The sequence below is a fragment of the Enterobacter mori LMG 25706 genome, from assembly GCF_000211415.1.
Lineage (GTDB): Bacteria > Pseudomonadota > Gammaproteobacteria > Enterobacterales > Enterobacteriaceae > Enterobacter > Enterobacter mori.
On the sequence record NZ_GL890780.1, the window covers coordinates 135,885 to 149,339 of the forward strand.

Here is a 13,455-nt window from a genome sequence, read left to right on the forward strand (position 1 = left end):
GCCCAAAATGGATAGTTCGTTTACGCCCATTGAACAAATGCTTAAATTCCGCGCCAGTCGTCATGAGGACTTCCCTTATCAGGAAATCCTGCTGACTCGCCTGTGCATGCACATGCAGGGTAAGTTGCTGGAAAACCGTAATAAAATGCTGAACGCTCAAGGGATTAACGAGACGTTGTTTATGGCGTTAATTACGCTGCAGTCTCAGGAAAACCACAGCATTCAGCCGTCTGAGCTGAGCTGCGCGCTGGGTTCATCCCGTACCAATGCGACCCGTATCGCTGATGAACTGGAAAAACGCGGCTGGATTGAGCGCCGTGAAAGCGACAACGACCGCCGCTGTCTGCACCTGCAACTGACCGATAAAGGTCACGAATTCCTGCGTGAGGTGCTGCCACCTCAGCACAATTGCCTGCACAAACTCTGGTCTGTCCTCAGCACCGCCGAGCGAGACCAGCTTGAGCACATCACTCGCAAGCTGCTCACCCGCCTGGACCAGATGGATGAAGACGGCGCCATCCTTGAGGCGCTGCGCTAACGCGACGACACGCTCGAATATCCTGATTTAAAAAAGAAAACTGACAGGCCAGCACGTCAAACTGCTGGCCTTTCTGACAACAGGTCGGCTCAGCCGATGTGAAAATAAGAAGATCGTGGAGAACAACAATGAGCGCAAATGCGGAGAATACCAACCCGCAGCAACCGGCCAACAAGAAAGGCAAACGTAAGAACGCCCTTCTTCTGTTGACCTTGCTCTTTATTATTATTGCCGTGGCATATGGGATCTATTGGTTTTTAGTATTGCGTCATGCTGAAGAGACTGACGATGCATACGTGGCAGGGAACCAGGTTCAAATTATGGCGCAGGTGTCGGGCAGCGTGACGAAAGTCTGGGCTGACAATACCGACTTTGTGCAAAAAGGGGATGTGCTGGTCACGCTCGATCCGACCGACGCCCAACAGGCATTCGAAAAAGCACAGACAGAGCTGGCCTCCAGCGTCCGTCAAACTCGCCAGCTGATGATCAACAGCAAACAGCTTCAGGCCAGCATCGACGTGCAGAAAACCGCACTGGCGCAGGCGCAGAGCGACCTCAATCGTCGTGTTCCTCTCGGCACCGCCAACCTGATTGGCCGTGAAGAGCTGCAGCACGCCCGCGACGCCGTTGCCAGCGCGCAGGCTCAGCTGGACGTGGCGATCCAACAGTACAACGCGAACCAGGCGATGGTGCTGGGCACCAGTCTGGAAAACCAGCCAGCCGTTAAGCAGGCGGCGACCGAAGTGCGTAACGCATGGCTTGCCCTGCAGCGTACCAAAATCGTCAGCCCGATGACCGGCTACGTCTCCCGTCGTTCCGTGCAGCCAGGCGCGCAGATTGGCACCACGACGCCACTGATGGCGGTCGTTCCCGCGAACAATCTGTGGGTGGATGCGAACTTCAAAGAGACGCAGCTTGCACATATGCGTATCGGCCAGACGGCGACCGTTATCAGTGACATCTACGGCGATGACGTGAAGTACACCGGTAAAGTGGTCGGCCTGGACATGGGGACCGGCAGCGCCTTCTCCCTGCTGCCTGCGCAGAACGCCACCGGTAACTGGATCAAAGTGGTTCAGCGTCTGCCGGTGCGTATCGAGCTGGATGCCAAACAGCTGGCGGATCACCCGCTGCGTATCGGTCTTTCCACGCTGGTGACGGTCGACACCGCCAACCGCGACGGTCAGATCCTCGCAAGCCAGGTGCGCAGCAGCCCGGCTTATGAAAGTAACGCCCGTGAAATTAGCCTCGATCCGGTCAACAAGCTGATCGATGACATCGTGAAGGCAAACGCCGGTTAATCCGAAGGTGAGCGTTATGCAACAGCAAAAGCCGCAAAAACCGCTGGAAGGCGCGCAGCTGGTCATTATGACCATTGCGCTGTCTCTGGCGACATTCATGCAGGTGCTGGACTCCACCATCGCAAACGTGGCGATCCCTACTATCGCCGGGAACCTTGGCTCATCGCTGAGCCAGGGAACCTGGGTCATTACCTCGTTCGGGGTGGCAAACGCCATCTCCATTCCCATCACCGGCTGGCTGGCGAAGCGCGCCGGCGCAGTGAAGCTGTTCCTGTGGTCAACGGTATTGTTCGTTCTCGCCTCCTGGGCGTGCGGCATGTCCAACAGCCTGACGATGCTGATTTTCTTCCGCGTCATTCAGGGGATTGTGGCAGGGCCGTTGATTCCGCTGTCGCAGAGTTTACTGCTGAACAACTACCCGCCCGCCAAACGCTCCATTGCGCTGGCGCTGTGGTCAATGACCGTAATTGTCGCGCCGATTTGCGGACCGATTCTCGGTGGCTACATCAGCGATAACTACCACTGGGGCTGGATCTTCTTTATCAACGTACCGATTGGTGCGCTGGTCGTGTTCATGACCCTGCAGTCTCTGCGCGGTCGCGAAACGCGTACCGAGCAGCGGCGAATTGATGGCGTGGGGCTGGCGTTGCTGGTCGTCGGCATTGGTAGCCTGCAGATCATGCTCGACCGGGGTAAAGAGCTGGACTGGTTTGCCTCGTCGGAAATCATCGTCCTCACGGTCGTTGCCGTGGTCGCTATCAGCTTCCTGATTGTGTGGGAACTGACGGACGACAACCCGATAGTCGACCTGTCGCTGTTTAAGTCGCGAAACTTCACCATCGGCTGTCTGTGTATCAGCCTCGCCTACATGCTCTACTTCGGCGCGATCGTTCTGCTGCCGCAGCTATTGCAGGAGGTATACGGCTATACCGCGACCTGGGCGGGGCTGGCCTCTGCGCCTGTGGGGTTAATACCGGTTCTGCTGTCGCCGATTATTGGTCGTTTCGCCCATAAGCTCGACATGCGCAGGCTGGTGACGTTCAGCTTCATCATGTACGCCGTCTGCTTCTACTGGCGCGCGTATACGTTCGAACCGGGAATGGACTTTGGCGCGTCCGCGTGGCCGCAGTTTATTCAGGGCTTTGCCGTGGCATGCTTCTTTATGCCACTGACCACCATTACGCTTTCCGGCTTACCGCCTGAGCGCATGGCGGCGGCATCGAGCCTGTCGAACTTTACCCGAACGCTGGCGGGCTCCATCGGGACGTCGATCACCACGACGCTGTGGACCAACCGGGAATCATTGCACCATGCGCAGTTGACCGAAGCAGTGAACCCGTTCAACCCGAATGCTCAGCAGATGTATAGCCAGCTGGAGGGAATGGGGATGACGGAGCAACAGGCGTCCGGCTGGATTGCTCAGCAGATCACCAACCAGGGGCTGATTATCTCGGCAAACGAGATTTTCTGGATATCAGCGGGGATCTTTATCGTCCTGCTGGGGCTGGTGTGGTTTGCTAAACCCCCGTTTGGCGCCGGTAGCGGCGGCGGCGGTGCGCACTAGTCCTGTGCGCAGGATGCCGGGTTGCGGCTACGCCTTACCCGGCCTACGATAACCGGGCCATCATTCGTAGGCCCGGTAAGCGTAGCGCCACCGGGCAACCGCCCCGGCTGTCCAGTACGCGACAGCAATTGTCAGTTTCGATAAAGCAGCGCGCCTGAAATCGATTCACGATAGTGAAAAGACAACAGGAGCGCATCATGCTGAACACACCCGCCGACAAGTACCAACCTTATCCCACGCTTTCCCTGCCTGACCGCCGCTGGCCGGAGCAACGCATCACCCGCGCGCCGCGCTGGCTCTCAACCGACTTACGCGACGGCAACCAGGCGCTTGCCGAGCCGATGGACAGCGCACGCAAGCTGCAGTTCTGGAACCTACTGCTGGGCTGCGGATTCAAAGAGATTGAGGTGGCCTTCCCGTCCGCCTCCCAGACCGACTTCAATTTTGTGCGTCAGCTGATTGAAGAAAACCGCATTCCGGATGACGTCACGATTCAGGTGTTAACCCAGGCGCGGGAAGATCTCATCCGTCGCACTTTTGAATCCCTGCGCGGTGCGAAACAGGCCACCGTCCATCTGTATAACGCCACCGCCCCGCTGTTCCGCCGCCTGGTGTTCGGCATGGAGAAAGCGCAAGTCGTCGAGCTGGCAACGCGCGCCACGCGCCTTATTCGTCAACTGTGTGAAGAGAACCCGGATATCCGCTGGCAGTACGAGTACTCCCCGGAGACCTTCTGCTTTACCGAACCGGCGTTTGCGCTGGAGATTTGTGAAGCGGTGGCGGAGATCTGGCAGCCGTGCGATGCGCGGCCAATGGTGATTAATTTACCCGCAACCGTCGAAGTGAGCACCCCGAACGTCTACGCCGATCAGATCGAGTATTTCTGCCGCCACTTCAGCCGCCGCCGCGATGTCTGCATCAGCGTGCATCCGCATAACGACCGCGGCACCGGCGTCGCCAGCGCGGAGCTGGCCATGATGGCAGGCGCAGACCGCGTGGAGGGCTGCCTGTTTGGCAACGGCGAGCGCACGGGCAACGTCTGCCTGGTGACGCTGGCGATGAATCTTTACAGCCAGGGCGTTAGCCCGAATCTGGACTTTAGCGACATGAACCGCGTAGTGGAAGTGGTGGAAGCCTGTAACCAGCTGCCTGTGCATCCGCGCCATCCGTGGGCGGGGCGGCTGGCCTATACCGCCTTCTCCGGCTCGCACCAGGACGCGATCAAAAAAGGCTTTGATGCCCGTCAGCCTGGCGAGCGCTGGGAGATGCCCTATCTGCCCGTCGATCCGCAGGATATCGGCTGTACCTATGAAGCGGTGATCCGCGTGAACAGCCAGTCGGGCAAAAGCGGCAGCGCGTGGCTCATCGAACAGAACCATGGCCTGAAATTACCCCGCGCCCTGCAGCAGGATTTCAGCCAGCACGTGCAGCAGGAAACCGATCGCCACGGGAAAGAGATGACGCAAAATGCGCTGTGGCAGCTGTTCCGCACCCGCTACGGCCTGATAGCGACACCGCAGTATGCGCTGCAATCCTACCGCAGCGACAGCCAGCAGGACGGCCAGCTGCACTTAACGGCAAGCATCTATACGCAGGGGGGAACGCGCCAGCTTGAGGGTCAGGGTAACGGTCTGCTTTCTGCCGCCGCTCAGGGCTTAAGCCGCTGGGTCAACGCCCTGTTCGTGATTAAGGATTACCACGAGCATACGTTAGGCGAACGCAGCGACAGCCGCTCGGTGGCCTACATCCGCTGCCTGTTCCAGGACGGCAGCAGCCGCTGGGGCGTGGGCATTGACAGCGACGTGGCGCGCGCGTCGCTTCAGGCGCTGTTCAACGCCGTCAGTCGTTCTTAAAGTAATCGCTGGGTGAAGTTCCCATCACCCGGCGGAACATCGCCGTAAAGGCGCTGTGACTGCCATAACCCAGATCCAGCGCCACACGCAGCACCGGCTGGCCCTGCGCCAGCCGCACTAAGGCTTCCAGCAGGCGCGCCCTTCTCACCCACTCACCGTAGCTTAATCCTGTCTGCTGCTGAAAATGGCGGTTCAGGGTACGCTCGCTCATCCCTACCATGCTCGCGGCCTGCACGCTGCTCCAGCTTTCCCCTGCTTTTTGCCGGATTTCCAGACACAGATGGCGTAATGCCTCACTTTCTGGCTCCGGCAGATAAAACGGCAATGCCGGCATCATGCGGATTTCATCGAGGATCAGCTCATAGACACGTTCATCCCGGCTGCCGGGTGAGTACGATTCAGGTAAAGCAAGGGAGACGAGGATCAGCTCGCGCAACAGCGGCGTGATCTGCACGATCTGGCAGGTGGCCGGGAGATCGGCGCGGGCCAGCGGATCGATAAACAGCGTGCGGGCTGCGACATTGCCGGTGATTCGAAGAGAGTGCTGTGTCCCGGCAGGGAGCCAGACGCCGCGACCGGGCGGCACTACCCAGCTGCCGGATGCGGTATCGACCCGCACTACGCCAGTCAGGCTGTGCAACAGCTGAGCGCAGTTGTGCTGGTGCCACGGCTCGCTGTCGCCGTGAACGTAATCATGGGCAAACGGAACGAGGGGGCGATGGGTAAAGGAGAAGGTTGCGGTTGTGGTCATGGGGTTAAACCACCCTCACCCTACCCTCTCCCGGTGGGAGAGGGAAAAGGTGCACTAGATGTGCAGTTCCTGCAGTTTTTCTTTTGGCAGGGCCAGCTCGTCGTTGCTGTTCACGCGAACGTCGCGTTCGATGATGTGGCGCGCGATTTCCTGCGCTTCTTCCAGAGAGTGCATCTGGTAAGTCCCGCACTGGTAAACGTTCAGCTCAGGGATCTGGTTCTGCTCTTTCACCTTCAGCACATCTTCCATCGCCGCTTTCCACGCATCTGCAACGCGCGTCTCGTCAGGCACACCAATCAGGCTCATATAGAAACCGGTACGGCAGCCCATCGGAGAGATATCGATGATCTCAACGCCGTTGCCGTTCAGGTGGTCGCGCATGAAACCGGCGAACAGGTGCTCCAGCGTGTGAATGCCTTTCTCTGGCATCACTTCTTTATTTGGCACGCAGAAGCGCAGATCGAAAACGGTGATCGTGTCGCCGTGCGGGGTGTGCATGGTCTTCGCCACGCGGACTGCAGGTGCTTCCATACGGGTATGGTCGACAGTAAAGCTATCTAATAACGGCATACGTCACCTCCGATAGTGATTTTTTTTAAAATAAACTGAACTCTTCTACAGAATGCGCGTCTGAGTATATGAAAGACGCGCATTTGTTATCATCATCCCTGAATTCAGAGATGTATATTTTGGCCACAGCGATGTGGCCTTTTTCTTTTTCAGCTCAAGCCTGCTTCGCCAGAAACGCCTCAAACGACTCCGTATCCGCCGCCTCGACCTCTTTCTGACGCAAAACGGACGCATCGCGTTCCGCTACAAAATCCGCTTCGCTCAGCACTTCTAACGGCTCCTGCATCAGCATCTCACGGTACTCCGCTGAGAGTGAACGCCCCGTGCCGCCAATGCCCTGATCAATCATAGAACGCAGAATGCGTGCTGAGAACGTCAGTTCAGGATTATCAAAGCTTTCAACCAGCTGGTCGCAAACGGCCTGATACGCTTCACCACCGTATACGCTGTCCATCGTCTGGGCCACGCGCTTCAGGTCGTGGAACAGATCTTTACCCACCTTAGCGAGCGGGAACCGTGCCGTTTCACAGCCGATGCCTAACGTCAGGCCAGGCTTGCGCCCTTCCAGAATCACGCGATTCCAGTTGGTGCGGGTACAAAGCAGTTCGTCTGAACTCATTTCCGGCGCATCCGCCAGCACGCACCAGACCATAAACAGATCGAGGAAGCGAACCTGCTGCTCGTCGACGCCAATCGGCGAGAACGGGTTGATATCCAGCGAGCGTACTTCAATGTATTCAATCCCGCCGCGCTGCAGCGCGTCCGACGGCGTTTCACCGCTGCGGGTAACGCGTTTTGGACGAATCGGCGCATACAGCTCGTTTTCAATCTGCAGCACATTACTGTTGATTTGCAGGCGCTTGCCGTCTTTTTCGAGGCCGATTTTCTCGTACTCTTCGGACGGGGTTTTGATCGCCCGCTTCAATCCTGCCACATACTCGTGCAAATCGTTAAACGTAATACCGAGATTGCTTTGCGATTTATTGGTATAGCCAAGGTCGCTCAGGCGCAGAGAGGTCGCGTACGGCAGGTAATACATCCCGCACTCGGTTTTCTCGAATGGCAGCGTGGTCGGTTTTCCCTGCAGGAAGGAAGAACAGATCGCCGGAGAAGCACCAAACAGATACGGAATGATCCAGCCAAAACGATAATAGTTGCGGATCAGGCGGAAGTAGCCCGCTGAGATCGCGTCTTTATCGGTTTCGCCGCATTTAGCCTGCCAGAACGCCATTGGCAGTGAGAAGTTGTAATGCACGCCTGAAATCGTCTGCATCAACGCGCCGTAACGGTTTTTCAACCCTTCGCGATAAAGCGTCTTCAGTTGACCGATATTGGACGTGCCGTATTGTGCCAGTTCAATCTCCTGCCCCTGCTCGATATAGCACGGCATGCTGAGCGGCCACATGCGCTCATCGCCCATGTTGCGGGCAGTAAAGCGATGAATGTCACGCAAAATGGAAAGCATATGATCAACATCACCTTCCACCGGCGTGATGAACTCCAGCAGCGCCTCAGCAAAATCGGTTGTCACCCATTTATGTGTCAGCGCCGAGCCTAACGCCTTCGGGTGACCCGTCGTCGCTAAGCTACCGTCCGCGTTAACGCGCAGCGTTTCACGCTCAAGACCACGCTGAATACCCTTCAGAGCCTGAGGGTGGTTTTCCAGCCAGGCCAGCGCCTGAGATACGTCCGGGATCAAATTGACCTCCCGCCTGTCAAAGTAATGTTACTCAGCATAATTGTAATGGTTGACGATTGAAGGTCGCGTATTCATTCCACCAATTAGTGCCACCACGTCATACCCTGTAGTGTTGCCCACGCCACGAGAACATAGCGCAACGCCTTGCCAAGGCACAAAAAAAAGAGCACCGGTCCCCAGGAGATGCGCATCCATCCCGCCAGCAGACACAGTAAATCGCCTATTACAGGCATCCAGCTTAATAACAGCGTGGCAGCGCCATAGCGTTTTAGCCAGCCGACTGCCTTTTCCTGCCAGCGCGACTTTTCGCGCAGCGGAAAGAAACGCCCAAGAATAACGTTAGTCAGCCCCCCAAGGCTATTACCCATTGTTGCTATTAATACGAGCAACCAGGGCTGACTCACGCCGGACAACAGCATCGCCACCAGTACCACTTCCGAATTTCCCGGTAACAGCGTGGCGCTTAAAAAACTGCTGGCGAATAATGAGGCGAGTGACAGCGCGTCACTCACAGTAAGCGCACATCCACCGCGTCCATTCCGGCATCACGCGCGGCCTGGATACCGAAATCGGCATCTTCAAACACAACGCATTTTGCCGCTGGGACGCCCATTAACTCTGCACAGAGCCGGAAGGTGTCCGGTGCGGGCTTGTGATGTTTAACATGATCGGCGGCAACTACGGCAGAAAAATAGTGGCGAAGGCCAAGATGGTTGAGTAATGCTTCAGCAATCGCACTTTCGCTGCCTGTTCCTACCGACATCGGGCGGTGCCCGTGCCACTCTTTTACCACGTCAATCAGCGGCAGAGGGCGTACGGTATCTAAAAGCATGGCTTTTACCGCATCGGTTTTTTCACGTGCGAGCAGGTGCGGGTCGAGATCGGCCTGATTCAGTTCAATCACGGCCTGCGCAATACGCCAGGTGGGGGATCCGTTGAGGGCAATCATCGCCTGAAGGTCGAAACGCATACCGTAGCGGCCCAGAACGTCAGTCCAGGCTTTACGATGCGTAGGTTCGGTATCCAGGAGAGTGCCATCCATATCGAAGATCAAACCGTCATACTGTGCGTACATCGTGCTCTCGCTAACCGATTAACAAAGCATTACTTTATCGTAAATGGTGGTTTTTGTCGCTGATTGCGAAGTGATAACTACGAGAGTGATTAAGAACTAAACATCGAAGGGAATAACAGAAGAGATGGTGCATCCGGGAGGATTCGAACCTCCGACCGCTCGGTTCGTAGCCGAGTACTCTATCCAGCTGAGCTACGGATGCATCGGGGAAATGCTTTTAGAAACAGTAAATGGTGCATCCGGGAGGATTCGAACCTCCGACCGCTCGGTTCGTAGCCGAGTACTCTATCCAGCTGAGCTACGGATGCATCGGGATTTACTACTGTACTGCTCGATATTCATATCACTTCTAAAGCAATATGAAGTAATAGATGGTGCATCCGGGAGGATTCGAACCTCCGACCGCTCGGTTCGTAGCCGAGTACTCTATCCAGCTGAGCTACGGATGCATCAGGGAACTGCTTTCAGAAATAGTAAATGGTGCATCCGGGAGGATTCGAACCTCCGACCGCTCGGTTCGTAGCCGAGTACTCTATCCAGCTGAGCTACGGATGCAAAATGGCGGTGAGGCGGGGATTCGAACCCCGGATGCAGCTTTTGACCGCATACTCCCTTAGCAGGGGAGCGCCTTCAGCCTCTCGGCCACCTCACCACACAACGCCTCTTTCGAGTGCTTCGAGTAACTCGTTAAGAGCTTCTCGTCGCTGCGTGGCGCATATATTACTTTCTGGGACTCATAAGTCAAACAATTTTCCACAACCTTTTATCGTTTGCACAAATCGCACGCAATTCGCATGTAAAAGCCGCAAAGAGGGTGTTTTATAAGCGGATTTTGCAGACATCTTCACAGAAAACTCTTGTGAGAAACACGCTGTCAGGACGAGATAAGAGTGAGGGAGTGGTTAAAAACAGAGCGATTGAAATAGAACGGTAACTTTATGCAGGAAAAATGGCAGGAGGGTTGCGTCTCGCCCGACAGCGAGACGCGACAATATCAGTAACTGGACTGCTGGGATTTTTCAGCCTGGATACGCTGGTAGATCTCTTCACGGTGGACAGATACTTCTTTAGGAGCGTTAACACCAATACGTACCTGGTTACCCTTTACCCCTAAAACTGTCACGGTGACCTCATCCCCAATCATGAGGGTCTCACCAACTCGACGAGTCAGAATCAGCATTCTTTGCTCCTTGAAAGATTAAAAGAGTCGGGTCTCTTGTATCCCGGCATTATCCATCATATAACGCCAAAAAGTAAGCGATGACAAACACGTAAAGTGTAAGCAGTCACGGCATCACATTCTGTTAAACGTAAGTTTAGCCGATATACACAAACTCAACCTGACTTTATCGTTATCGATAGCGCAGTGAACAAGACGCCATAACGTTACCGCTATGGCGTCTGCTTGTGCTTTGTAGTTATTACAGTTTCGCGCTTACCCAGCTTTCAACGCTGGCCAATGCCGCAGGAAGTGCCGCCACATCCGTGCCACCGGCTTGCGCCATGTCCGGACGACCGCCACCTTTGCCACCCACCTGCTGGGCGACCATACCAATCAGTTCCCCTGCTTTGACGCGGTCGGTCACATCCTTAGAGACGCCCGCAATCAGAGAAACCTTACCTTCTGCCACTGTCGCCAGCACGATAACGGTAGAACCAAGCTGGTTCTTGAGATCGTCGACCATAGTGCGCAGCATCTTAGGCTCAACGCCAGCCAGATCGCTGACCAGCAGTTTGACGCCCTTAATGTCTACAGCCTTGCTGGAGAGGTTTGCACTCTCCTGCGCCGCAGCCTGCTCTTTCAGCTGCTGCAGCTCTTTTTCCAGCTGACGCGTGCGATCCAGCGCAACGCGCACTTTCTCGCCCAGGTTCTGGCTATCGCCTTTCAGTAGCTGCGCGATGTCGTGCAGCTGATCGCTCTGCGCATGCAGGCTGGCGATTGCGCCTTCACCGGTCACCGCTTCAATCCGACGCACACCTGCCGCCGTACCTGATTCGGAAACAATGCGGAACAGGCCGATGTCGCCGGTGCGCGATGCGTGCGTACCGCCACACAGCTCGGTAGAGAAGTCGCCCATGCTCAGCACGCGAACGCGGTCGTCATATTTCTCGCCAAACAGCGCCATCGCACCTTTTTTCTTCGCGTCCTCGAGCTCCATGATGTGGGTCTCGATTGGCAGGTTACGACGGATCTGCGCGTTCACCAGATCTTCCACTGCGCGGATTTCAGACGGTTTCATCGCTTCAAAATGCGAGAAGTCGAAACGCAGCACTTTGTCGTTAACCAGAGAACCTTTCTGTGCAACGTGGGTACCCAGCACATCGCGCAGGGCAGCGTGCATCAGGTGGGTTGCAGAGTGGTTCAGACGAATGCGCGCGCGGCGTGCTTCATCAACGTTAGCCTGTACGCCCTCGCCCACTTTCAGAGAACCGGAAACCAGTTTGCCCTGATGACCAATCGCCTGACCGTATTTCTGGGTATCGCTGACGCTGAAGCTAAAGCCGTTGCCTTTCAGTTCGCCCTTATCGCCAACCTGGCCGCCGGATTCCGCGTAGAACGGCGTTTTGTCCAGAATGACAACCGCATCCTGACCCGCGCTGATGCTGTCCACGGCTTTACCGTCAACAAACAGGGCGGTCACTTTGCCGGTCAGTTCCAGTGCTTCATAGCCTTTGAATTCTGATGCGCCATCAACGCGGATCATCGCGTTATAGTCTGCGCCGAAACCGCTGGATTCACGCGCACGACGACGCTGTTCTTCCATCGCGGCTTCGAAGCCCGCTTCGTCAACTTTGATGTTGCGCTCGCGGCAGACGTCTGCCGTCAGGTCAACCGGGAAGCCGTAGGTGTCGTACAGGCGGAAAGCGGTTTCGCCATCCAGCGTGTCGCCTTTAAGCTTCGCCAGCTCTTCGTCCAGCAGCGCCAGACCGCGCTCAAGCGTACGCGCAAACTGCTCTTCTTCGGTTTTCAGTACCTGTTCGACCTGCGCCTGCTGGCGTTTCAGCTCATCACCGGCAGCACCCATCACGCCAATCAGTGGCCCAACGAGTTTATAGAAGAAGGTGTCCTTCGCGCCCAGCATGTTGCCGTGACGGATGGCACGACGAATGATACGACGCAGCACGTAGCCACGGTTTTCATTCGACGGGATAACGCCATCGGCAATCAGGAATGCGCAGGAACGAATGTGGTCTGCGATAACGCGCAGCGATTTGTTGCTGAGATCGGTCGCACCGGTCACTTCTGCGACGGACTTGATCAGCGTGCTGAACAGGTCGATGTCATAGTTGGAGTTAACGTGCTGCAGCACTGCGGCAATACGTTCCAGACCCATACCGGTATCAACGGACGGCTTCGGCAGCGGCTCCATGGTACCGTCAGCCTGACGGTTGAACTGCATGAAGACGATGTTCCAGATCTCAATGTAGCGGTCGCCATCTTCTTCAGCGCTTCCCGGAGGGCCGCCCCAGATGTGGTCGCCGTGATCGTAGAAGATCTCGGTGCACGGACCGCAAGGACCGGTATCACCCATCTGCCAGAAGTTGTCAGACGCATAAGGTGCGCCTTTATTATCGCCGATGCGAATAATACGTTCGCGCGGGATACCGACTTCTTTTTCCCAGATTTCGAACGCTTCGTCATCGGTTTCGTAAACGGTAACCCACAGACGCTCTTTCGGCAGGTTGAACCAGTTTTCACCGGTCAGCAGTTCCCATGCGTACTGGATAGCATCGTGTTTGAAGTAGTCGCCGAAGCTGAAGTTACCCAGCATTTCGAAGAAAGTATGGTGACGCGCGGTGTAACCGACGTTTTCCAGGTCGTTGTGTTTACCGCCCGCACGCACGCAACGCTGTGAGGTTGTGGCGCGGGAATAATTACGCTTGTCGAGACCAAGGAAAACATCCTTGAACTGGTTCATCCCGGCGTTGGTAAACAGCAGAGTCGGATCATTGTTCGGTACCAGGGAGCTGCTGGCAACAACCTGGTGTCCCTTACTATGGAAAAAGTCGAGAAACGCCTGACGGATCTCAGCGGTGCTCTTGCTCATAATTATCCTGAAATCAAGCTAACGAAATGTCGCAGCAGGTCTGTATCGGTAAACC

At 56.1% G+C, this 13,455-nt stretch carries 11 protein-coding genes and 5 tRNA genes; 4 read left to right on the plus strand and 12 right to left on the minus strand.

Annotation, left to right across the window (positions count from 1 at the left end; translation table 11 throughout):
• The first annotated feature begins 7 nt into the window (after positions 1-7).
• The 4 genes from mprA to leuA all read left to right on the plus strand — a co-directional run bounded on the left by mprA (position 8) and on the right by leuA (position 5,256).
• Positions 8-538, plus strand: a complete 531-nt coding sequence (gene mprA, locus ENTMO_RS0118785; protein WP_010434367.1) for a transcriptional repressor MprA — start codon at positions 8-10, stop codon at positions 536-538.
• Between the two features lie 128 nt (positions 539-666).
• Positions 667-1,839 (plus strand): multidrug efflux MFS transporter periplasmic adaptor subunit EmrA, encoded by a 1,173-nt coding sequence (emrA, locus tag ENTMO_RS0118790; RefSeq protein WP_010434370.1) that lies wholly within the window; start codon positions 667-669, stop codon positions 1,837-1,839.
• Positions 1,840-1,855: 16 nt separating this feature from the next.
• The gene (gene emrB, locus ENTMO_RS0118795; protein WP_010434373.1) at positions 1,856-3,403 is read left to right on the plus strand and encodes a multidrug efflux MFS transporter permease subunit EmrB; all 1,548 of its coding nucleotides are present in this window, start codon (positions 1,856-1,858) and stop codon (positions 3,401-3,403) included.
• 197 nt (positions 3,404-3,600) lie between these two features.
• The gene (leuA, locus tag ENTMO_RS0118800; protein ID WP_010434375.1) at positions 3,601-5,256 is read left to right on the plus strand and encodes a 2-isopropylmalate synthase; all 1,656 of its coding nucleotides are present in this window, start codon (positions 3,601-3,603) and stop codon (positions 5,254-5,256) included.
• Here the strand turns inward: leuA and ENTMO_RS0118805 are convergent.
• From ENTMO_RS0118805 to alaS, 12 genes are all read right to left on the minus strand, one after another.
• Positions 5,243-6,007 (minus strand): AraC family transcriptional regulator, encoded by a 765-nt coding sequence (locus tag ENTMO_RS0118805; protein ID WP_010434378.1) that lies wholly within the window; start codon positions 6,005-6,007, stop codon positions 5,243-5,245. The genes leuA and ENTMO_RS0118805 overlap by 14 nt on opposite strands.
• 54 nt (positions 6,008-6,061) lie before the next feature.
• A complete protein-coding gene (luxS, locus tag ENTMO_RS0118810; RefSeq protein ID WP_010434381.1) occupies positions 6,062-6,577 on the minus strand; it encodes an S-ribosylhomocysteine lyase in 516 nt (171 codons plus the stop codon).
• 154 nt (positions 6,578-6,731) lie between these two features.
• Positions 6,732-8,276: a glutamate--cysteine ligase gene (gshA, locus tag ENTMO_RS0118815; protein WP_010434384.1), complete on the minus strand. Its 1,545-nt coding sequence runs from the start codon at positions 8,274-8,276 to the stop codon at positions 6,732-6,734.
• A gap of 83 nt (positions 8,277-8,359) precedes the next feature.
• Entirely contained in the window at positions 8,360-8,788 is a 429-nt protein-coding gene (locus ENTMO_RS0118820) for a YqaA family protein (RefSeq protein ID WP_008499541.1), read from the minus strand.
• Complete coding sequence (gene yqaB / locus ENTMO_RS0118825; protein WP_010434390.1) at positions 8,785-9,351, minus strand: fructose-1-phosphate/6-phosphogluconate phosphatase; 567 nt, start codon at positions 9,349-9,351, stop codon at positions 8,785-8,787. The genes ENTMO_RS0118820 and yqaB overlap by 4 nt, the downstream gene beginning before the upstream one ends.
• A 125-nt stretch (positions 9,352-9,476) precedes the next feature.
• Positions 9,477-9,553, minus strand: a tRNA-Arg gene (locus ENTMO_RS0118830).
• Between the two features lie 29 nt (positions 9,554-9,582).
• Positions 9,583-9,659: transfer RNA gene (locus ENTMO_RS0118835), tRNA-Arg, on the minus strand.
• Between the two features lie 64 nt (positions 9,660-9,723).
• Positions 9,724-9,800, minus strand: a tRNA-Arg gene (locus ENTMO_RS0118840).
• A gap of 29 nt (positions 9,801-9,829) precedes the next feature.
• Positions 9,830-9,906, minus strand: a tRNA-Arg gene (locus ENTMO_RS0118845).
• 4 nt (positions 9,907-9,910) lie between these two features.
• Positions 9,911-10,003, minus strand: a tRNA-Ser gene (locus tag ENTMO_RS0118850).
• A 342-nt stretch (positions 10,004-10,345) separates the two neighbouring features.
• A complete protein-coding gene (gene csrA, locus ENTMO_RS0118855; RefSeq protein ID WP_000906486.1) occupies positions 10,346-10,531 on the minus strand; it encodes a carbon storage regulator CsrA in 186 nt (61 codons plus the stop codon).
• A gap of 241 nt (positions 10,532-10,772) precedes the next feature.
• On the minus strand, positions 10,773-13,400 hold the full coding sequence (gene alaS, locus ENTMO_RS0118860; RefSeq protein WP_010434395.1) for an alanine--tRNA ligase: 2,628 nt from the start codon (positions 13,398-13,400) through the stop codon (positions 10,773-10,775).
• Positions 13,401-13,455: the final 55 nt, after the last annotated feature.

Bases quoted from the DNA above. Each gene is read 5' to 3' on its own strand.
- mprA (WP_010434367.1), top strand. From the start codon at position 8: ATGGATAGTTCGTTTACGCCCATTGAACAAATGCTTAAATTCCGCGCC.
- emrA (WP_010434370.1), top strand. From the start codon at position 667: ATGAGCGCAAATGCGGAGAATACCAACCCGCAGCAACCGGCCAACAAG.
- emrB (WP_010434373.1), top strand. From the start codon at position 1,856: ATGCAACAGCAAAAGCCGCAAAAACCGCTGGAAGGCGCGCAGCTGGTC.
- leuA (WP_010434375.1), top strand. From the start codon at position 3,601: ATGCTGAACACACCCGCCGACAAGTACCAACCTTATCCCACGCTTTCC.
- ENTMO_RS0118805 (WP_010434378.1), bottom strand. From the start codon at position 6,007: ATGACCACAACCGCAACCTTCTCCTTTACCCATCGCCCCCTCGTTCCG.
- luxS (WP_010434381.1), bottom strand. From the start codon at position 6,577: ATGCCGTTATTAGATAGCTTTACTGTCGACCATACCCGTATGGAAGCA.
- yqaB (WP_010434390.1), bottom strand. From the start codon at position 9,351: ATGTACGCACAGTATGACGGTTTGATCTTCGATATGGATGGCACTCTC.
- csrA (WP_000906486.1), bottom strand. From the start codon at position 10,531: ATGCTGATTCTGACTCGTCGAGTTGGTGAGACCCTCATGATTGGGGAT.
- alaS (WP_010434395.1), bottom strand. From the start codon at position 13,400: ATGAGCAAGAGCACCGCTGAGATCCGTCAGGCGTTTCTCGACTTTTTC.